The sequence below is a fragment of the Polaromonas glacialis genome (assembly GCF_000709345.1).
GTDB classification, from domain to species: Bacteria; Pseudomonadota; Gammaproteobacteria; order Burkholderiales; family Burkholderiaceae_C; genus Polaromonas; species Polaromonas glacialis.
In genome coordinates this window covers 3987002-4006647 of record NZ_KL448323.1, presented here as the reverse complement: position 1 = coordinate 4006647, position 19646 = coordinate 3987002, and the positions used below count along the sequence as shown (strand labels likewise).

Here is a 19646-nt window from a genome sequence, read left to right as displayed (position 1 = left end):
TGAAATGCGCATCGGCCAGCGCGGCACGCAAACGCGCCTGTGGGCGCGCAAGGGAACGCGGCCCCGGGTGGTGCGCCAGCAGCAGTCCGAATCGGCGTACATCTTTGGCGCCGTCTGTCCACGGCAGGACAGTGCCATCGGTCTGGTCATGCCGCACGCCAATACCGAGGCGATGAGCCATCATCTGCAGGTCCTGAGCGAAGCGGTGCCTGCGGGACGCCATGCCGTGCTGGTGCTGGACCGCGCGGGATGGCACACCACGCCCAAACTGCCGCAGTTCCCGAACGTTTCATTGTTGCCGCTGCCAGCGGGGTCGCCCGAGCTCAACCCGGCCGAGCAGGTGTGGGCGCAACTACGCGACCGGCACTTGGCCAACCGCTGCTACGACGGCTACGAGCAGATTGTTGACGCCTGCTGCGACGCCTGGAATGCCTTCACGCAAATCCCTGGCGCCATCCGCTCTTTGTGCTCCCGCAGCTGGGCAGTGCTGCCCTCGGCTTCGGTTATTTCATGACACGGGATTGGTATAAACCGTCACGCCCCGGGGCACCGGCTGGCCGACAGACCAGTTCCTGGCCTGGCCGGGAGGCATGCAGCCGTTGTGCTTCCTGGCCAGGCCGGGCGGGCAATTCCGGCCGTGTCCGTAGTTCTGGCTGTAGTACTGGCGCGCATAGGTGCGCTGCTGGTCATTGAAATAGGCACCGGGGCGGATTTCGGGCCGCTGGCGCTGCACGGCGTGTTGCTGTTCCTTGTGCGGCTTGTCCTTGTGTACCTGGCCATGCTTGCCGTGGCCCTTGTCCTGGTGTTTGTCCTTGCCGTGTCCATTGTCGCCGTGGTCTTTTGCAAAGCTGGACCCCGCAAATAAAAGCGACGCAATGGCCAGCGCAACGAGGCGATGGGAATGGGTGAGGCGGGTCATTGTGTGGTCCAGGCAGTGATAAGCCTGTTTAACGACTGCCAGTGCATGAAAGTTGACCCGTCAGAAGGTAAAGAGCAATGTAAAGACCGATGGATGAACAGAAAACCAGCCCGAACAGGCTGCCAGGAACGCTCCATTTCAAGAACGCTGGAATCGTCCTACAGGGCCGTCGCCTACTGCGGCCTACGATGTTCGTCATCTGTCACGAAAAATGCCATGCCGACCGCCAAAGCATCCGCAAGCTTTTTGTTTTTTCCACGCTTCGCGAAGCCGATGGCATGGACATGCCTCGCTGCATTCGCCTGCCTGAACGCGGCTGCGCAGGTTAAATCCGGCGGGGATCTGCCGACGGTCACGATCTCGGCCAAGGCGAACCCCGACCCGGTCGAAAAATCCTATCGAAAAATGATCAATGGAATGGACCTGTTCGACAAGGAGCGCGGCGTGTTGTCGCCCAACGGGTCGCTGCGCTTCAAGCTGCTGCCGCGCCGGCTTGACACCGACCTGAACCGCATCGAGATGGAAGTCATCGGCACCACGGTGGATTTTCCGGTGCCGATTGCGCCGGACCAGACGTTCACACTGGCGCGCCACCAGAAGGCCTACGACGAAAATGCCCAGGTCTCGCCCAACCGGCGTGCGCAAAGCATGACCTGGCGCACCGAGATCAAGACCCCCGGCCTGCCGCCCGGCACGCGGCGCCTCGGAGACCTGCGGCTGGAATGCCGGGTGGGCATGGAAGCCGGCCTGATTTCCAACCGCAGCAACATCGTCGGCCGGATGGTCAAGGCCTTGCTCGACACACCGGCCTATTGCGACCGGCAGGTGCCGCTCTACCTGTTCTTTGCGGAGCGGCCGCTGTTCAGCGTGGTGCTGGTCGCCGGCCCGCGCCGCGAAATCCTGACCATCGACATGCTCTATGCAGCCGCCAGCGATGATCCGAAGCTGAAGGACGAACTGCCCTATTGCGACTGCGAGGTGCTGGTGGACCGCACCTACGTTCTGCCGCTGGGCGACCGCAGCTGGCCTGACGACACGCGGGTCGAATTTGAATACATGGACGACGTATGAAGGCCGCCCTTCAGCCATCCCCCGTTTGCCGCAGGGGCGCAAGCACGGCCGGCGTGCTGGCAGCATGCCTGTGGCTTGCCGGGTGCGCAGGCCCTTTCGGTTTTCCAGGCATGGGAGGCGCCACCCATCCATTTCGCGACCCTGGGCTGACGATGCAAACCGCGAGCGAAGCCGTCGCCATCGGAACATCCAGCAAGCAGGAGGTGATGGCAGCGCTTGGCCCGGCCACGGTGGTCCGGTTCGACAGCGGCTATGAAGTTTGGGTTTACCGCAAAAATCCGCTCAGGAGCGAGGCGGCCAATGCCGAATTCGTCATCTTGTTCGCGCCGTCCGGCATCGTGAAAAAAACGCGGATTCGCCCGGCTTACGGCAGGCAGGACTTGTGACCTGATCCGCTCCCGGGCGAAACGGCCATGCACTGCGTGGCACTTTCGCGGAACAAAAGATCCGGATGGCTTTGTGCGTCATCGCCACAAGGATGAGCCTGCGCCTGAGCCGCCATTTTCAACAGAAAACGTGCGGGCCACCCATCAGGGCTGCAAAGCCGGCCACGAGAGGCCTGTCGCAAAAAGGGGCGCATCCCGTTCAGCCCGCACCATGAATGTGCGCAGCGACACGCCCAAATTTTTCACTTCCGCTTCGCATAAAAAAATCATCCGCCATCAGGCGCCTTGCCTTGCGGGCCGGTACCCGCGAAAGATCGCCCTTTTCACTGGAGGAGACAGGCAAGGCCGGGGCTCTTGGAATGCATGGCAAGGGTTCGCCCTAATGGACATCAAGTCACGCGTGTCTAGACTGGCGCAACAATTGCGTTGTAAAAATTACACGTAAGTAAAAATTTAACACGATGCACCCGAGCACATGAGTCAGCCACCTTCCACCTCTGCCGACGTCGCAGCCGAACAGATCGAGCCATGGAAGGCTGCGCCCGCATCTCCTGCGTTTCCTGCGCAGCGCATCAACTCCGTGATCGACCTCTGGCTGGGAGAGCAGGTGCGCCACCGCAGAAAAGCGCTCGGACGGCCACTGCAACAAGTCGCGCAGGGTTGCGGCATTTCGGTCAGCCTGCTCAGCCAGATTGAACGCGGATTGCGCTCCATTTCGCTGCGAACGCTTGAAGCGCTGTCGAAGGAATTGCAATTGCCACTGGAAACGCTCATCCGAAACACCCAGCATGACCAGAACGAAGGCGGATCGGAGCGTGCGGTGGTGCGCGCCGGCAAGCACCAGCGCATCGACCTGGGCGACAAGGGCATTCACAAGGAGAAGCTGACGCCGCCGGGCTCGACCGGTGGCGTTGAGTTGTACCGGGCCGTCATTGAGCCGGGCGGCTCCACAGGCGATGCGCTGTTTTTCACCCACAATGGCGAGCAGGTCGGTTATGTGGTCGAAGGCCAGCTTGAACTGTTCATTCAGGACCATCTTTACCGGCTGCAGGGCGGCGACAGCTTTTGCTATGACGGCGTGACACCGCGCCGGTGGCGTAATCCTGGCCCCTCAGTCACCACGGTGCTCTGGGCCATTTCCCGCGCGCCCAAGTCATCGACAACTCCCACGGCCACCCCATGAAACGCCGCCAGGGCTGGCCCACTTGCAACAGCGGCATGATTTTTCACCTGACAGACAAAAGGAAACGCACCATGAAACTCGCAACGCTTGCATCCGCCCTTCTTGTGACGTTCACGCTGTCCCTGGCGGGCACCGCCTCGGCCCAGACCGTGTTGAAGGTCGGCTCCACGCCCACAGGCACGCCCTTCACCTTTCTGGACACCAAGACCAACACCATCGATGGCGTGATGGTCGACATCGTCAATGCGGTTGGCAAGGAAGCCGGCTTCGGCGTGCAGATCGAGCCCATGCAGTTTTCAGCCTTGATTTCTTCGCTCACGTCCAAGCGCATCGACATGATCTCGGCAGCGATGTTCATCACGCCGACACGCCAGGAGGTGGTGGACTTTTCGCTGCCCATCTACAGCTACGGCGAGGGGGTGGTCGTGCTGAAGCAGGACACGGTCGCCTACCAGAGCATGGCCGACCTCAAGGGCAAACGGGTGGGAGTGCAGGTCGGGACCGCTTTTGTCGATCCGCTGCAAAAAAGCGGCCTGTTTTCCGAGGTCAAGCTCTACGAAACCACCTCTGACCTGATGCGCGACGCCAACGCAGGCCGCATCGACGCGGGCGTGCTCGACTACCCGATTGCGGCCTTTGCCGTCGCCAAGGGCCAGTTCCCCAACCTGCGCATGGTCACGACCTTCAAGCCGACCATGGTGAACAACATCGGCATGGCCACCCGCAAGGGCGACACCGAGCTGATGGGCAAGATCAATGCGGCGCTGACCAAGCTCAAGGCCAATGGCGTGATCGACAGCATCCTGAAAAAGTGGGGCCTGTGAGTCCAGGCTGAACCCTAAAGCGCTACTTACCGAAAAAGACCACCTATGCTTCAGTTCCTGCACCACGCCCGGGAGTTCATGCCCATCTTGCTACAGGGTGCCTGGCTGACCATTTTGGTGACGCTGGGCTCCCTGCTGCTGTCAACCGTCCTTGGCCTGGTGTGGGCCATCATGCGGGTGTCCGGCATTCCCTTGCTGGCCAATCTGAGCGCCGCCATCATCAACCTGCTGCGCGGCATTCCGATCATCGTGATCCTGTTTTTCCTGTACTTCGTGATGCCCGACGTGGGCATTTCGCTGTCGGCGCTGCAGGCCGGCATTCTGGGGCTGGGCATTGCCTACTCGGCGTACCAGGCCGAGAACTTCCGCGCGGGCATTGAAGCGGTGGATCCCGGCCAGCTGGAAGCGGCCCGGGCCATGGGCATGGGCTGGGGGCTGATGATGCGGCGGGTGGTGCTGCCACAGGCCGTCAAGATCGTGCTTCCGCCCTACGGCAACATCATGATCATGATGCTCAAGGACTCGTCGCAAGCCTCGACGATCACCGTCGCCGAGCTTGCCCTGCAGGGCAAGCTGATCGCCACCTCCACCTTCCAGAACGCGACCGTTTTCACGCTGGTCGCGCTGATTTACCTGGTCATGTGCGTGCCGCTGATCCTGCTGGTGCGCCATCTTGAAAAGAAGAACAGGAAATGATTGAAATACGCGAGCTGCAAAAATTCTACGGAACACACCAGGTTCTCAAGGGCATCAACGCCAGTGTGTCCAAGGGCGAGGTGGTGTGCATCATCGGGCCTTCCGGCTCGGGCAAGTCCACCATCCTGCGCTGCATCAACGGGCTGGAAGGCTACAGCGGCGGCAGCGTCGAAATTCACGGTCAGCGGGTGGACAACCAGTCCGCATCCATCAAGGCCATCCGCACCGAGGTGGCGATGGTGTTCCAGCGCTTTAACCTGTTTCCGCACCGCACGGTGCTCGAAAACGTGATCGAGGGGCCGATCTACGTCAAAGGCGAAAAGCGCGAGACCGCCATTGCGCGGGCGCGCGAACTGCTAGCCAGCGTGGGGCTTGCGGAAAAGGAAAGTGCGCATCCGCCGCAACTGTCGGGCGGCCAGCAACAGCGTGTGGCGATAGCACGCGCGCTTGCCATGCAGCCCGAAGCAATCCTGTTCGACGAGCCCACGTCGGCGCTGGACCCTGAACTGGTCGGCGAAGTGCTGGGCGTGATGCGCAAGCTGGCTGAAGCCGGAATGACGATGGTGGTGGTCACGCACGAGATGCAGTTCGCCCGCGAGGTGGCCGACCGGGTGATCTTCATCGACGGCGGCGTCATCGTCGAGCAGGGACCGTCCAGGGAGGTTCTGAACAATCCCCAAAACCCACGGACGCAGGACTTCCTGCGGCGTGTTCTCCACCCCATGTAAAGCACCAAAAATGTCACAGGATTTCTTTCCCCTGAGCCCGTCCCTGTGGGCCGCCACTGCGGCGCCCGCCCCTGACACCGCGCCGCTGCAAAGTGATGCCAAAGCCGATGTGGTCGTGATCGGCGCGGGCTACTGCGGCTTGAGCACGGCGCTGCACCTGGCCGAGCGCGGCGTGCGCGTCGTGGTGCTGGAAGCGCGCGAGATCGGCTTCGGCGGCTCCGGCCGCAATGGCGGACAGGTCATTCCCGGCATGAAGTTCGACCCGAGCGAGCTGATGGCGATGTTCGGACGCGAGAAAGGGCAGCGCCTGGTCGATTTTGCCGCCGGCACGGTCGATGCGGTGTTCAAGCTGATCGACAAGCACAAGATGGACGTGCCGCAGGTGCGCCGTGGCTGGATTCAGGGCGCTCACTCGCCGGCAGCGCTCAAGATGGCCGAGCGGCGCGTGCGCGACTGGAGCGCGCAGGGTGTCGGCGCGCAACTGCTGGACCGTGCCGAAACCGCCCGCCTGCTGGGCACCGACAAATACCTGGGCGGCTGGATGGACCCGCGCGGCGGCGGCATCCAGCCGCTGAGCTACGCGCGCGGCCTGGCGCGCGCGGCCATCGCCGCCGGCGTGGTCATCCACACCGGCAGCCCGGCGACGCAACTGCTGCAAGCCCAGGGCCACTGGAAGGTGGTGACCGCAGGCGGCGCCAGCGTCAGCGCCGAGCGCGTGGTGCTCTGCACCAACGGCTACACCGACGGGCTGTGGCCGCAGCTCAGCAAATCGATCATCAACGCCAACTCCTTCCAGGTCGCGACCGAGCCGCTGCCCGACGCGGTGCGAAAAAGCATCCTGCCCGAAGGCCATGTGTCGTCGGACGCCCGCAACCTGCTGCTGTATTACCGCATCGACCACAGCGGCCGCCTGCTGATGGGCGGACGCGGAACCTTCAATGAGCCTGACCCGGCCTTGCCCGGCGACTGGTCGCATCTGGAAAACGTGATCGGCAAGCTGTTCCCGCAGGCCGCCGGCATTCCCATCGCCTACCGCTGGTGCGGGCATGTCGCCATTACCCGCGACTACCTGCCGCACCTGCACGAACCGGCGCCGGGCCTGCTGATCGACATCGGCTGCCAGGGGCGCGGCGTGGGCCTGCAAACGCGCATGGGCCAGGCGCTGGCCGAGTACATCGCCAGCGGCGACAAACAGGCGCTGCCCGTCGCGCCGTCAAAGATCAAGCCCTTCCCGCTTTATGGGCTGAGGCGCCTGTACGTCTCGGCGGTGATCGGCTGGTACCGGATGACCGACGGCGGCGTCTGAGCCGTCCCGGCCTTGGGGTGGCTGGAATCAAGCGCCACCCGGTTCCATTTATACCAATCCCGTGTCATGAAATAACCGAAGCCGAGGGCAGCACTGCCCAGCTGCGGGAGCACAAAGAGCGGATGGCGCCAGGGATTTGCGTGAAGGCATTCCAGGCGTCGCAGCAGGCGTCAACAATCTGCTCGTAGCCGTCGTAGCAGCGGTTGGCCAAGTGCCGGTCGCGTAGTTGCGCCCACACCTGCTCGGCCGGGTTGAGCTCGGGCGACCCCGCTGGCAGCGGCAACAATGAAACGTTCGGGAACTGCGGCAGTTTGGGCGTGGTGTGCCATCCCGCGCGGTCCAGCACCAGCACGGCATGGCGTCCCGCAGGCACCGCTTCGCTCAGGACCTGCAGATGATGGCTCATCGCCTCGGTATTGGCGTGCGGCATGACCAGACCGATGGCACTGTCCTGCCGTGGACAGACGGCGCCAAAGATGTACGCCGATTCGGACTGCTGCTGGCGCACCACCCGGGGCCGCGTTCCCTTGCGCGCCCACAGGCGCGTTTGCGTGCCGCGCTGGCCGATGCGCATTTCATCCTGGAACCAGATGTCCACCTGTTCAGGCGCAACGCCTGGCGGCAGCGTTGCGGCGACTTCCTGGACGAAGTTTTTTTTTGAATTCGGCTTGTGCAACCAGATCGGCGTAGGGACTGACGGCGCGGGCCGAAATCCATACCAGCCCCAGGCGCTTCATCAGGTCATACACACCGTTCAGGCTGTAGGCCACGCCAAACTGCCCGGCCAGCAACTGGCGGATGTCTTCGCCCCGCACCCGCCCGCCGCCGCGTTCGCCCTGCAGTTTCTCGACCGCCTGGCGAAACGCCTCTTCGTGCTCTTTGGCAAGGCGCTGCGTACTCCAGTCGTGCGGCATGCCGGCCAGACGGGCCACGCCACCGGCGGTAAACCATTGCACCCAGCGCATGACCGCGTGGCGGGTCACGCGCAATGCAGCCGCCACTTCGGTATAGCTCTTGCCGTCCTTTAGGTGCGCCAGCGCGATCAGGCGCAGTCGCCGGCGCCCATCCTTTTCCTTGTGGGCCAGCCGGTCGAAATCATAGGGCTGCAGCTGATCAATGATGTGCTGAGATAACATTTTCGTAATCTCCTGCGAGAGCCAAGACTGCTCAGACTCCGATCGCTGGCTTTGGTTCTTTGTCTGTCGGGATTGGTATTACACCTCGAACAAGGTGTCGCCATTGCTGCGCGGCGGCGCCACGCCCAGATGCCGGTAGGCGGCCAGCGTTGCGATGCGCCCGCGCGGCGTGCGCTGGATGAAGCCCTGCTGGATCAAATAAGGCTCGATCATGTCCTCGATGGTGCCGGGCTCCTCGCCGATGCTGGCGGCGATGTTGTCCAGCCCGACCGGACCGCCGTCGAAACGGTGGATTAGCGCTTCCAGGAACTTGCGGTCCATCAGGTCAAAGCCCAGCGGATCGACGTCGAGCATCGCCAGCGCGCGGTTGGCAATGTCCAGCGTGATCGTGCCGCTGCCCTTGACATCGGCGTAGTCGCGCACCCGGCGCAGCAGGCGGTTGGCAATGCGCGGCGTGCCGCGTGAACGGCGGGCGATCTCGAAGCCGCCCTCCTCGTTCATCGGCGCATTGAGCAAGCCGGCGCTGCGCTTGACGATGCGCGCCAGTTCCTCGGGCGTGTAGAACTCCAGCCGGGCGACGATGCCGAAGCGGTCGCGCAGCGGGTTGGTCAGCATGCCGGCGCGCGTGGTGGCGCCGACCAGCGTGAACGGCTGCAGGTCGAGCTTGATCGAGCGCGCCGCCGGGCCTTCGCCGATCATGATGTCGATCTGGTAGTCCTCCAGCGCCGGGTAAAGGATTTCCTCGACCACCGGGCTGAGGCGGTGGATCTCGTCGATGAACAGGACGTCGTTCTTTTCCAGGTTGGTCAGAAGCGCCGCCAGGTCCTTGGGCTTTTCCAGCACCGGACCGGAGGTCTGGCGCATGTTCACGCCAAGCTCGTGCGCAATGATGTGGCTCAGCGTGGTCTTTCCCAGCCCCGGCGGGCCGAACAGCAGCACATGGTCGAGCGCCTCGCCGCGCTTGTTGGCCGCACCGATGAAGATTTCAAGCTGCTCGCGCGCCTTGGCCTGGCCGACATAGTCGTCGAACAGCTTGGGCCGCAGGGCGCGCTCTATGGCTTCCTCTTTGGGCGAGGCCGGGGCGCTGGAGAGCATGCGCCGGGCCGGCGGCAGGTCGGATAGGTCGAAGTCGTCGGTTTGGATGGTCATGGTTTTTCAGACCTTCAAAATGGGGCCAGGGTAGCTGGCCAGCAGGGCATCGGCCGTGACCAGTGTCAGGTCTTCACGCATCGCCTGGGCCAGCAGCAAGCGGTCAAACGGGTCTTTGTGAATATCGGGAAGGTTGCGCACGTCCATGGCGTGCAGGGAATTGATCACCAGTTCCTGGTAGCCGTTGTCCAGCATCCCGGCGCGCCACTCCTGGACATCAATCGCCAGATCCTTGCGCGGCCGGCTCAGCTTGATGCTGATTTCCCAAATGCTGACGGTGCTGAAATAAAGCGTGTTCGCCGCATCGCCCATCAGCCGGCCGGCTTTTTCAGGCAAGCGCTCAGGGAACAAAGCCGCCCATAACAATAGATGGGTGTCCAGCAACAGCCGCTGGCTCACAGCGTGCCATCACCATTGAACAGATCTTCGATTTCCTTGGCGTACATCGTATCGAAGTCATCAGGAATTTTCCCCTTGCCCCGCATGAACCCCAGGCGCTGCGGCGTGTGCGGCACTTCAGGCTCAATTGGCACGACCCGCACCATCGGCTTGCCGGCCTTGGCGATGATGAAGGATTCGCCCTTGGACGCACGCTCGATCAGGCGCGACAAATGGGTTTTGGCTTCGTGAATATTGACGGTCTGCATCAAGGCCTCCTCTGGACTAAGTCGGATTAGTTTAACCAATCCAATGAAAAAATGGCTCGCAAGCTGAAGGCCCGGTTTATTTTCCCAGGCTTTTCAGCGCCAGCTTGATGCCCTCGCTCACGCCCACATCCTGCGGCAGCGCCTTGAGCGCCAGCGCCGCGTCCTTGTCGCTGTAGCCCAGCGCCACCAGCGCCTGCAGGATGTCGAGTTGCGCCTCGTTGCTCACGCTGGCCTGCGCGCCGATGTCGGCGCCGAGCTTGCCCTTGAGTTCGAGCAGCAGGCGCTCGGCGGTCTTTTTGCCGATGCCGGGCACCTTGACGATGCGGCCGGTCTCCTGCAGCGTGACGGCCTGCGCCAGGTCGGCCACGCTCATGCCGCTGAGCACGCTCAGGGCCATGCGCGGGCCGATGCCGGTGATCTTGATCAGCAGGCGAAAGGCGGCGCGCTCGGTGGTGCTGCCAAAGCCGTAGAGCAGTTGCGCGTCTTCCCGCACGATGAAATGCGTGAACAGGCTGATTTTTTCGCCCAGCGCCGGCAGGTTGTAGAAGGTGCTCATGGGCACCAGCACTTCATAGCCGACGCCGTTACAGTCCAGCAGGATTTCGGGCGGGTTTTTTTCGGCCAGCTGGCCAGTGAGTCTTCCTATCATGGGTAAATCTTAGCAGTCGGATGATTACCCCGATTTAGGCTGACAATCGCCTTCCCGCTCCTTGTTTTGCCCCCATTTCAGGAAAACCCACGCCTTGATTCTTCGCCACACCTTCACGCCGCCCAACAACACCCGCATGGCCAACCTGTGCGGTCCCATGGACATCCACATCCGCACCATCGAGGCCGGCCTGCAGGTGACGATTGCGCACCGCTTCGAGCAGTTCAAGATCGACGGCACCAAGCTGCGGGCGCAACAGGCGCTCGAAGTGCTGCAGGCGCTCTATGAAATCGCCCAGCGGCCGATCGAGCCCGAAACCGTGCAGCTGATGCTGGCCGGCGACATGGCGCTGAACACCACCGAAGGCGGCATCGCCTTGACAACGCGCCGCGCCGACCTGCGCGCGCGCACCGTCAACCAGGGCACCTACCTGGAAAACATCGCCGCGCACGACATCACCTTCGGCATCGGCCCGGCCGGCACCGGCAAGACCTATCTGGCCGTGGCCTGCGCGGTCGATGCGCTGGAGCGCAGCACGGTGCAGCGCATCGTCCTGACGCGACCGGCGGTCGAGGCCGGCGAGCGCCTGGGCTTTTTGCCGGGCGACATGGCGCAAAAGGTCGATCCCTACTTGCGGCCGCTGTACGACGCGCTGCATGAGCTGATGGGCTTCGAGCGGGTGCAAAAGGCCTTCGAGCGCCAGCAGATCGAGATTGCGCCGCTGGCCTTCATGCGCGGGCGCACGCTGAACCATGCCTTCGTGATCCTCGACGAGGCGCAAAACACCACGCCCGAACAGATGAAGATGTTTTTGACGCGCATCGGCTTTGGCTCCAAAGCGGTGGTGACGGGCGACGTGAGCCAGGTCGACCTGCCGCGCACGCAGATGAGCGGCCTGGTCGATGCCGAGCGCGTCCTGAAACGGGTGCAGGGCATTGCGATCACCCGGCTGACCAGCGAGGACGTGGTGCGCCATCCGCTGGTGGCGCGCATCGTCGATGCCTACGACAAAACGCCCAGCCTGCGCGACGATGCCCATGAAGCTATTGATTTGGTAGCTACTCCGATCCGCAGGACAAGCGCAAGGAGCCGAAATGGCTCTTAACTCTCTAAGTTTGTCTCTGCAGTTCGGCAAATTCCCCGAAGCGGCCCTGCACCGCGCCGCCCTGCCGCGCCACAGCGTCGCGCGCTGGATTCGCCATGCGTTGCAAAGCGACGCCGAGATCACGGTGCGCATCGTCGGCGAAGAAGAAGGCCAGACGCTGAACCGCGACTACCGGGGCAAGGACTACGCGACCAACGTGCTGACCTTCGACTACACGCAGGAGCCGTTTGTGACCGCCGACCTGGTGCTGTGCGCGCCGGTGGTTGAACGGGAAGCGCAGGAAAACGGCAAGACGCTGCAGGCCCACTATGCGCACCTGCTGGTGCACGGCGCGCTGCATGCCCAAGGCTGGGACCATGAAACCGGCGAGCAGGACGCCGAGGAGATGGAAGCTTATGAAATCGAGATTCTGGCCGGCCTGGGCATCGACAACCCTTACCGCTGACCCGTTCATCATCAAAAACGGCTTTCCCGCACAGCGGACGGGAACAAGCAGCTACTTAAACGATAGCAACCACCAGTTATTCAAGCATCGGGCGCGATGTGCAGCGGAATCGTCACCGGCCCGTCGTTGACCAGATGCACCTGCATGTCGGCGGCAAACCGCCCGGTTTCGACCTGCGGGTGCGCGGCGCGCGCCCGGGCCACGAAGTCGTCGTACAGCCGCCGGCCCTCGTCGGGCGCAGCCGCGCCGGTGAAGCTCGGCCGGTTGCCGCCCGACACTTCGGCCGCCAGCGTGAACTGGCTGACGACGAGCAGCCCGCCGCAAGCGCCCTGCCCGTCGATGTCCTGCACGCTGCGGTTCATCTTGCCGGCGTGATCCGAAAAAATCCGCAGCTTGAGAATTTTGGCCAGCAGCTTGACGGACTGCGCTTCGCTGTCGCCGCGTTCGGCGCAGACCAGCACCAGCAGGCCCCGGCCAATCCGGCCAACGGTTTCGCCGGCAACCTCGACGCGGGCCTCGGCCACGCGCTGCAGCACGGCTTTCATGCGCGCGTCATGCCAGGGTGACGCGCGCAAACTTGCGCTTGCCGACCTGCAGCACGTAAGTACCGGCCGGCAGTTTCAGCGCCTTGTCGCTGACCACGCTGGAATCGACGCGCACGCCGCCGCCATCGATCAGCCGGCTGGCTTCGCTGCCCGAGGGCGCCAGACCGGCCGCCTTCAGCAACGCGCCAATGCCCAGCGGGGCGCCCGACAGTTGCACTTCAGGAATCGCGTCAGGCACGCCACCCTTGCTGCGGTTGATGAAGTCCTGTTCAGCGGCATCGGCGGCAGCTAGCGAATGAAAACGGGCGGTGATTTCCCTGGCCAGCGCCACCTTGGCGTCCTTCGGATTGCGGCCGCCCTCGATTTCGGCCTTCAGCGCGGCGATGTCGGCCTCGCTGCGGAACGACAGCAGCGTGTACCACTTCCACATCAGCACGTCGGACACCGACAGCACCTTGGCGAACATGGAATTCGCGTCCTCGGAAATGCCGATGTAGTTGTTCTTGCTTTTGGACATCTTCTCGATGCCGTCCAGCCCTTCGAGCAGCGGCATGGTCAGGATGCACTGCGGCTCCTGGCCGTATTCCTGCTGCAGGTGCCGGCCCATCAGCAAATTGAATTTCTGATCGGTGCCGCCTAGCTCCAGGTCGGATTGAAGGGCCACCGAGTCGTAGCCCTGCATCAAGGGGTACAAAAACTCGTGCACGCTGATCGACTGACCGGCTTTGTAACGGTCGTGAAAATCATTGCGCTCCATCATTCGGGCCACGGTGTAGCGCGAAGCGAGCTGGATCATGCCGCGCGCGCCCAGCGGGTCGCACCATTCGCTGTTGTAGCGAATCTCGGTCTTGGCCGGGTCCAGCACCAGGCTGGCCTGGCGGTAATAGGTCTCGGCATTCACCTTGATCTGCTCTGGCGTGAGCGGCGGGCGCGTGCTGTTGCGGCCCGACGGATCGCCGATCAGGCTGGTGAAATCGCCAATCAGGAAGATCACGGTGTGGCCCAGATCCTGCAACTGGCGCATCTTGTTGAGCACCACGGTGTGGCCGATGTGGATGTCGGGCGCGGTCGGGTCCAGCCCGAGCTTGATGCGCAGCGGCACGCCGGTGGCTTCGCTGCGGACCAGTTTTCGGGCCCATTCGTCCTGCGGAATCAGCTCGTCGCAGCCCCGCAGGGAGACGGCCAGCGCCGCCCGGACACGGTCAGACAGGGGGGTGTTTGTAACAAGCTCTTGATTCATAAGGGTTTTTCTTGGGGCCGGTTATTGTCCGACAGATATAATTCTGACTTTCCTACGTCGGGCCGTCATTTTAGAGGCGCTACTGTTCCCTGGCGAGGAAGCCAAAATTTTCGAGTTCGATGCTCCCTCGCGCTGACAAAACGCCTGGGCCAGGGCATCGATTGACCTGTCATCGCTGTCCGGCCGCTCCCGAGAGCACGGCGCACTTTTGTTGGGATTTACGTTTTGCGCCTGCCCGTCGCCGCCCATACACCCTTGAGCCTTTCCCGCGTATTGACCGCCGTTGGCGAAAGCTTGCGCCGCCACCCCCGGCGCATCACCGGCAGCCTGGCCGTGCTGCTGCTGGGAACTGGCGTGACGGCGTTCGGTGTTGCGCCGCTGGCCCCCGACGCCGCCGATCTGCCGGTGCGCCAGGTGCTCGAAGCCATTGAGCCGCTGGCGCCCCAGTCGGCAAAAGCCCAGACCGAGGCGCTGGCCGACTTCAACTTCAAACTGTTCCGCACCGAGGCCACGCGCAGCAGCGACACGGCCGCCTCGCTGCTCAGGCGCCTAAACCTCGATGACGCGGCAGCCGATGCCTTTTTGCGCAGCGACGCCAACGCGCAGCTGATTCTGGCCGGACAGCCGGGCAAGAACGTCACCGTTGAAGCCAGCGAGCGGCAGCAACTGCTCAAGCTCAGCATGCGCTGGTCGACCGATGACGAACAGATGTTCCAGCGCCTGGTCATCGAGCGCAGCGCCGGTAGTGCCGGCTTCACGTCGCGCATCGAAACCGCGCCCTACATCCGCTCGGCGCAGCTGGCCAGCGCCGCTGTCCAGACCACGCTGTTTGCCGCCATCGACGATGCGCGCATTCCCGACGGGGTCGGCGTGCAGATCGCGGAAATCTTCTCGACCGACATTGACTTTCGCCGCGCACTGCGCAAGGGCGACCGCTTCAACGTGGTTTACGAAACCCTGGAAGCCGATGGCGAAACCATGCGCGCCGGCCGCGTGCTGTCGGCCGAGTTTGTCAACGGCGGCAAGACCTTCCAGGCGATGTGGTTCCAGCCGCCAGGCCAGGATGCCGCAGGCGCACCGCTCAAGGGCGGCTACTACACGCTGGACGGCCAGAGCCTTCGCCGCTCCTTCCTGAGCTCGCCGGTCGAGTTCTCGCGCATCAGCAGCGGTTTCTCGATGCGCTTCCATCCGGTGCTGCAAACCTGGCGCGCCCACAACGGCACCGACTTTGCCGCCACCACCGGCACGCCGGCCCGCACCATCGGCGACGGCGTGGTCGAGTTCGCCGGCGTGCAGAACGGCTTTGGCAACGTGGTCTTCGTCAAGCACCGCAACAACATGGAAACGGTCTACGCCCACCTGAGCAAGATCAATGTGCAGGTCGGCCAGGCCGTGACGCAGGGCCAGACCATCGGCCTGGTCGGCGCCACCGGCTGGGCTACCGGCCCGCACCTGCATTTCGAGGTGCGCATCAACGGCGTGCAGCAAGACCCGATGACGGTTGCCAAGCAAAGCGACGTGGTGCCGGTGCCGGCCGCCGCCCTGCCGCAGTTCAGGCAGCTGGCCAATGGCTTTCGCAACCAGTTGCAGGCCGCCGCCACCATCGACCAGACCCGCGCCGAATAAGGCGCTGGCGGCGCTGCGGCAAAATCGCGGCATGCACGACTATTTCATCGGCCTGATGTCAGGCACATCCCTTGACGGCGCCGACGGCGTGCTGGTCGATTTTTCCGGCGACACGCTGCGCGTCATTGCCAGCGCCAGCGAACCGTTTGCCGAGGGCTTACGGGCCGAACTGCTGGCGCTCAATTCTCCTTCGCACCATGAACTGCATCGCGCCGCGCTGGCCGGCAGCGAGCTGGCAGCCGTGTATGCGCGGGTGGTCGCCGCCCTGGTGCAGCAGGCAGAGGCGCAGGGCGTTAGCGCCGCCCAGATACAGGCTATCGGCGCGCACGGGCAGACCGTCAGGCACCAGCCGCAGCGAACGTCTGATGCGCCTTCAGGCGTGGGCTACACGCTCCAGCTCAACCACCCCGCCTTGCTGGCCGAACTGACCGGTATCGATGTGGTGGCGGATTTCCGCAGCCGCGATGTCGCTGCGGGTGGCCAGGGCGCGCCGCTAGTGCCGGCTTTTCACCAGGGCGTTTTTAGCAACGGCGATGGCGGCGTGGCGGTGCTCAACCTGGGCGGCATTTCCAACCTCAGCGTGCTGCCGCCCGCCGGTTCGGCGGCTGCGGTGCTGGGTTTTGACTGCGGGCCGGGCAATGCGCTGATGGACGCCTGGTGCCTTCAGCACACCGGCCAGCCGTTCGATGCGGGCGGCGTCTGGGCGAAAAGCGGCCGGCTGATTCCGGCGCTGCTGGCCAGCCTGCTCGACGAGCCCTACTTTGCGCAACCCCTCCCCAAGAGCACCGGGCGTGATTTGTTCAGCCTGGCGTGGCTGGACAGAAAAGTCCAGCCCTTTGCCGGCGAACGCCGCGAGGATATTCAGCATACATTGACCGAATTGACGGTTTGCGCATGTGCTGCGGGCGTCAACAGCTATGGAAAAAATAGCATCGAGCTGATTGTCTGCGGTGGCGGCGCTTTCAACGTGCATCTGCTGGAGCGCCTGCAGGCGGCATTGCCCTGGCTGCGCGTCAGCACCTCGGACGCGCATGGCCTTCCGCCGTTGCAGGTCGAGGCGGCCGCCTTTGCCTGGCTGGCCCGCCAGATGCTCAGGCGCCAGCCGGGCAACCTGCCCGGCGTGACCGGTGCGGCTGGTGCGCGCGTACTGGGTGCGCTGTATCCGGCCTGAATCGGCTTCAGGTCACCAGGGAAATTTCCCCGGAATTGAAAAAGCCACCCTGAAGGTGGCTTTTGCGCAAAGACGGCGTTAAACGCCTTTACATCGTGCGTTCAGACCGAGAAGCTCGAACCGCAACCGCACGAGCTGCTGGCATTCGGGTTCTTGATCACGAACTGCGCGCCTTCCAGATCGTCCTTGTAGTCGATCTCGGCGCCGACCAGGTACTGGTAGCTCATGGCATCAATCAGCAGCGACACGCCGTTCTTGGTCATGGTGGTGTCGTCGTCGTTGGTGATTTCATCAAAGGTGAAACCATACTGGAAGCCCGAGCAGCCGCCGCCCTGCACGAAGACGCGCAGCTTCAGGTCGGGATTGCCCTCCTCGGCAATCAGTTCGGCCACCTTGGAAGCCGCGCTGTCGGTGAACACAAAGGGGGAAGGCATTTCAGTCTGGATCTTTTCGGCAACTGCGCTCATGGGGAACTCCGTTAATCAATAGGCAATGAGGCAAATAGTACAGTAAATCAATCAACCATACCGCCCGCGCGTCTTAGCGTTCAGAGTGGATTGCCCATGAAAAAAGCCGCCAGGCGAACCGGGCGGCTTTTTTGCGAAGCAGGAAAAGCGGATTAACGCTTGCTGAACTGCTTGCGGCGGCGCGCTGAGCGGAAACCGACCTTTTTACGTTCGACTTCGCGGGCGTCACGCGTGACGAAACCGGCCTGGCTCAACGCTGGCTTGAGCGTTGCGTCATAGTCGATCAGGGCGCGGGTGATGCCGTGGCGTACTGCGCCGGCCTGGCCGGACTCGCCGCCGCCGTGGACGTTGATCATGATGTCAAACGTCTCGACGTGGTTCGTCAGGAACAGGGGCTGGCGGCAGATCATGATGGAGGTCTGGCGACCGAAGAACACCTGGATGTCCTTGTCGTTGACCGTGATCTTGCCGGTGCCTTTTTTCAGAAACACGCGGGCGACGCTGGATTTGCGACGGCCGGTGCCGTTGTTCCATTCACCGATCATTTGGCGACTCCTGCGATTTCCAGCACTTTAGGCTGTTGGGCGGTATGCGGATGCTCTGCACCGCCGTACACCTTGAGTTTCTTGATCATGGCGTAACCGAGCGGGCCCTTGGGCAGCATGCCCTTGACGGCCTTTTCCAGGGCGCGGCCCGGGAACTTGGTCTGCATGTCGCGGAAATTGGTGGCAGTGATGCCGCCTGGATAACCGGAATGGCGATAGTAAATCTTGTCGGTCGACTTGGCACCGGTCACGCGCAGCTGGGCTGCGTTGATGATGATGATGAAATCACCGGTGTCGATGTGAGGCGTGTAAATGGCCTTGTGTTTGCCGCGCAAACGGAGAGCAACTTCGCTGGCTACTCGTCCGAGGACCTTGTCGGTCGCGTCAATCACAAACCACTCGTGCGTCACATCAGCGGGTTTGGCGCTGAAGGTTTTCATGAGTATTCTTTTCGAAAAAAGGGGTTTGTCGGGTTCTTTTCCACGGTCGGCGTTCCTCTGATGAGAACCTCTTAGGTGGTCATTTGCCTTTTCAAGCAACCCTGCCGCGGAACCACATGTGCGCTGCAGAGCCCGCGATTATATGAAGAATCAAGCGCTTGCGTCAATTTTTGAGGGGCTTCGCGTGCAAGAAGGTACGATAGAGGGATGTTTTCCTACCGCCACGCCTTCCATGCAGGCAACCATGCCGACGTTCTCAAGCACACCACCTTGATTGCGTTGATGAAGTACCTGACCCAGAAAGACACGGCGCTGACCGTGATCGACACCCACGCCGGCGCCGGACTGTACCGCCTCGACGGCGACTATACCGAGACCAGCGGCGAAGCCAGCGAAGGCATCTTCAAGCTGATTTCGGCCTCAAAAGCCGCTCCAGCGCAAGCAGGACGTGCGGGTGCAGCTACTAAAAAAGTAGCATCTGATGCCAAGGCACCGACGGCTGCAGCCGATGCCGTCACGCCAGCCGCCGGCGGCTACGCCTGGGCGCCTGCCCTGCTCGACTACCTGGAACTGCTGCGCGGCCTGAACCCGCACTTCGCCCAGACCGGCGACCCGGCGCACCTGAAGATTTATCCGGGCTCGCCCTTCATCGAGCAGAAGTTCCTGAGCGGACGCGACAAGCTCAAGCTGTTCGAGTTGCACCCGACCGATTACAAGTCGCTTGCCGGCAACATCGAGCAGCTCGGTGTCGGCCGCCAGGTGGTGGTGGCGCGTGAGGATGGCTTCGAGGCGCTGAAAACCTTCTTGCCGCCGCCGGCCCGGCGCGCCATGGTGCTGTGCGACCCGAGCTATGAAATGAAGAGCGACTATGCGCGCGTGGCCTTCTGCATGGCCGACGCCGTCAAGCGCTTTGCCACCGGCACTTACGTGGTCTGGTACCCGATCATTCCGCGCCCCGAAGCGCACGATCTGCCGCGCAAGCTCAAGACGCTGGCGGTCAAGGCGCACCGCCCCTGGCTGCATGCCACGCTGACAGTCAAGTCGAGCAAACTGACCACCGACAGCGAAGGCGAAGTGGTCCGCCCCGGCCTGCCGGCCAGCGGCATGTTCATCATCAACCCGCCGCACACGCTGAAGGCCGACCTGAACGCCGCGCTGCCGCAAATGGTCGCGCTGCTAGGGCAGGACCGCAATGCCGGCTTCACGCTGGAACACGGCGGCTGAACCTGCTAAAGCAGGTAGCGGTTGGCTAGCCATCACCGCCGGCCCCCACATCCCACCCTTCCCCGAAAGGCGGGAAGGGGCAATACGGGCGCAAGAAAGCGCGCAATCTTCCCTCACCAGCAGGGGCCGCGGAACCGGCTTTGC

The 19646-nt window shown here is 63.1% G+C and carries 25 protein-coding genes; 13 read left to right on the top strand and 12 right to left on the bottom strand.

The window, feature by feature from the left end:
* A partial coding sequence (locus tag EC86_RS29560; RefSeq protein WP_198026825.1) for an IS630 family transposase occupies positions 1 to 514 on the top strand: 514 nt, incomplete at its 5' end.
* On the opposite strand, the gene EC86_RS0119525 is transcribed toward EC86_RS29560, so the two are convergent.
* Positions 509 to 919 (bottom strand): hypothetical protein, encoded by a 411-nt coding sequence (locus EC86_RS0119525; protein ID WP_051676075.1) that lies wholly within the window; start codon positions 917 to 919, stop codon positions 509 to 511. The genes EC86_RS29560 and EC86_RS0119525 overlap by 6 nt on opposite strands.
* Positions 920 to 1135: 216 nt before the next feature.
* Here EC86_RS0119525 and EC86_RS0119520 point away from each other — a divergent pair, with 216 nt between their 5' ends.
* From EC86_RS0119520 to EC86_RS0119490, 7 genes are all read left to right on the top strand, one after another.
* Positions 1136 to 1990: a hypothetical protein gene (locus EC86_RS0119520; protein WP_084181450.1), complete on the top strand. Its 855-nt coding sequence runs from the start codon at positions 1136 to 1138 to the stop codon at positions 1988 to 1990.
* 152 nt (positions 1991 to 2142) lie between these two features.
* Positions 2143 to 2376 (top strand): hypothetical protein, encoded by a 234-nt coding sequence (locus EC86_RS0119515; RefSeq protein ID WP_156955370.1) that lies wholly within the window; start codon positions 2143 to 2145, stop codon positions 2374 to 2376.
* Positions 2377 to 2851: 475 nt separating this feature from the next.
* Positions 2852 to 3559 (top strand): helix-turn-helix domain-containing protein, encoded by a 708-nt coding sequence (locus EC86_RS0119510; protein ID WP_036772449.1) that lies wholly within the window; start codon positions 2852 to 2854, stop codon positions 3557 to 3559.
* A 71-nt stretch (positions 3560 to 3630) separates the two neighbouring features.
* Positions 3631 to 4383 (top strand): ABC transporter substrate-binding protein, encoded by a 753-nt coding sequence (locus EC86_RS0119505; RefSeq protein ID WP_029527562.1) that lies wholly within the window; start codon positions 3631 to 3633, stop codon positions 4381 to 4383.
* A 45-nt stretch (positions 4384 to 4428) separates the two neighbouring features.
* On the top strand, positions 4429 to 5079 hold the full coding sequence (locus tag EC86_RS0119500) for an amino acid ABC transporter permease (protein ID WP_029527561.1): 651 nt from the start codon (positions 4429 to 4431) through the stop codon (positions 5077 to 5079).
* Entirely contained in the window at positions 5076 to 5807 is a 732-nt protein-coding gene (locus EC86_RS0119495; RefSeq protein ID WP_029527560.1) for an amino acid ABC transporter ATP-binding protein, read from the top strand. Before EC86_RS0119500 ends, EC86_RS0119495 begins: the two co-directional genes overlap by 4 nt.
* A 10-nt stretch (positions 5808 to 5817) precedes the next feature.
* Positions 5818 to 7113, top strand: coding sequence for an NAD(P)/FAD-dependent oxidoreductase (locus tag EC86_RS0119490; protein WP_029527559.1), 1296 nt, complete (start codon positions 5818 to 5820; stop codon positions 7111 to 7113).
* Between the two features lie 64 nt (positions 7114 to 7177).
* Here EC86_RS0119490 and EC86_RS0119485 read toward each other — a convergent pair whose 3' ends face one another.
* The 6 genes from EC86_RS0119485 to ruvA form a co-directional block, all read right to left on the bottom strand.
* The gene (locus tag EC86_RS0119485; RefSeq protein WP_198026741.1) at positions 7178 to 7789 is read right to left on the bottom strand and encodes an IS630 family transposase; all 612 of its coding nucleotides are present in this window, start codon (positions 7787 to 7789) and stop codon (positions 7178 to 7180) included.
* On the bottom strand, positions 7716 to 8249 hold the full coding sequence (locus EC86_RS0119480) for a helix-turn-helix domain-containing protein (protein ID WP_029527558.1): 534 nt from the start codon (positions 8247 to 8249) through the stop codon (positions 7716 to 7718). The genes EC86_RS0119485 and EC86_RS0119480 overlap by 74 nt, the downstream gene beginning before the upstream one ends.
* Positions 8250 to 8327: 78 nt before the next feature.
* The gene (ruvB, locus tag EC86_RS0119475) at positions 8328 to 9398 is read right to left on the bottom strand and encodes a Holliday junction branch migration DNA helicase RuvB (protein ID WP_029527557.1); all 1071 of its coding nucleotides are present in this window, start codon (positions 9396 to 9398) and stop codon (positions 8328 to 8330) included.
* Positions 9399 to 9404: 6 nt separating this feature from the next.
* Positions 9405 to 9797: a type II toxin-antitoxin system VapC family toxin gene (locus EC86_RS0119470; RefSeq protein ID WP_029527556.1), complete on the bottom strand. Its 393-nt coding sequence runs from the start codon at positions 9795 to 9797 to the stop codon at positions 9405 to 9407.
* Complete coding sequence (locus EC86_RS0119465; protein ID WP_029527555.1) at positions 9794 to 10045, bottom strand: type II toxin-antitoxin system Phd/YefM family antitoxin; 252 nt, start codon at positions 10043 to 10045, stop codon at positions 9794 to 9796. The genes EC86_RS0119470 and EC86_RS0119465 overlap by 4 nt, the downstream gene beginning before the upstream one ends.
* 76 nt (positions 10046 to 10121) lie before the next feature.
* Positions 10122 to 10694, bottom strand: coding sequence for a Holliday junction branch migration protein RuvA (gene ruvA / locus EC86_RS0119460; protein WP_029527554.1), 573 nt, complete (start codon positions 10692 to 10694; stop codon positions 10122 to 10124).
* A 94-nt stretch (positions 10695 to 10788) separates the two neighbouring features.
* On the opposite strand from ruvA, the gene EC86_RS0119455 reads away from it, so the two are divergent.
* Together EC86_RS0119455 and ybeY are read left to right on the top strand one after the other, a co-directional pair.
* Entirely contained in the window at positions 10789 to 11799 is a 1011-nt protein-coding gene (locus EC86_RS0119455; RefSeq protein WP_029527553.1) for a PhoH family protein, read from the top strand.
* Positions 11789 to 12244, top strand: coding sequence for an rRNA maturation RNase YbeY (ybeY, locus tag EC86_RS0119450; RefSeq protein ID WP_029527552.1), 456 nt, complete (start codon positions 11789 to 11791; stop codon positions 12242 to 12244). The genes EC86_RS0119455 and ybeY overlap by 11 nt, the downstream gene beginning before the upstream one ends.
* An 80-nt stretch (positions 12245 to 12324) precedes the next feature.
* On the opposite strand, the gene dtd is transcribed toward ybeY, so the two are convergent.
* Both dtd and tyrS read right to left on the bottom strand, forming a co-directional pair.
* Positions 12325 to 12789, bottom strand: coding sequence for a D-aminoacyl-tRNA deacylase (gene dtd / locus EC86_RS0119445; protein WP_029527551.1), 465 nt, complete (start codon positions 12787 to 12789; stop codon positions 12325 to 12327).
* Positions 12790 to 12796: 7 nt separating this feature from the next.
* A complete protein-coding gene (gene tyrS / locus EC86_RS0119440) occupies positions 12797 to 14029 on the bottom strand; it encodes a tyrosine--tRNA ligase (protein ID WP_029527550.1) in 1233 nt (410 codons plus the stop codon).
* Positions 14030 to 14284: 255 nt separating this feature from the next.
* Between tyrS and EC86_RS0119435 the strand changes: the two genes are divergently transcribed.
* Positions 14285 to 15655: a M23 family metallopeptidase gene (locus EC86_RS0119435; protein ID WP_029527549.1), complete on the top strand. Its 1371-nt coding sequence runs from the start codon at positions 14285 to 14287 to the stop codon at positions 15653 to 15655.
* A gap of 31 nt (positions 15656 to 15686) precedes the next feature.
* The gene (locus EC86_RS0119430; RefSeq protein ID WP_029527548.1) at positions 15687 to 16826 is read left to right on the top strand and encodes an anhydro-N-acetylmuramic acid kinase; all 1140 of its coding nucleotides are present in this window, start codon (positions 15687 to 15689) and stop codon (positions 16824 to 16826) included.
* 101 nt (positions 16827 to 16927) lie between these two features.
* Here the strand turns inward: EC86_RS0119430 and erpA are convergent, their stop codons facing one another.
* The 3 genes from erpA to rplM form a co-directional block, all read right to left on the bottom strand.
* A complete protein-coding gene (erpA, locus tag EC86_RS0119425; RefSeq protein ID WP_029527547.1) occupies positions 16928 to 17293 on the bottom strand; it encodes an iron-sulfur cluster insertion protein ErpA in 366 nt (121 codons plus the stop codon).
* A 152-nt stretch (positions 17294 to 17445) separates the two neighbouring features.
* Complete coding sequence (gene rpsI, locus EC86_RS0119420; RefSeq protein ID WP_026781089.1) at positions 17446 to 17838, bottom strand: 30S ribosomal protein S9; 393 nt, start codon at positions 17836 to 17838, stop codon at positions 17446 to 17448.
* Entirely contained in the window at positions 17835 to 18278 is a 444-nt protein-coding gene (rplM, locus tag EC86_RS0119415) for a 50S ribosomal protein L13 (protein ID WP_029527546.1), read from the bottom strand. The genes rpsI and rplM overlap by 4 nt, the downstream gene beginning before the upstream one ends.
* A 207-nt stretch (positions 18279 to 18485) precedes the next feature.
* On the opposite strand from rplM, the gene EC86_RS0119410 reads away from it, so the two are divergent.
* Positions 18486 to 19502, top strand: a complete 1017-nt coding sequence (locus EC86_RS0119410; RefSeq protein ID WP_029527545.1) for a 23S rRNA (adenine(2030)-N(6))-methyltransferase RlmJ — start codon at positions 18486 to 18488, stop codon at positions 19500 to 19502.
* Positions 19503 to 19646: the final 144 nt, after the last annotated feature.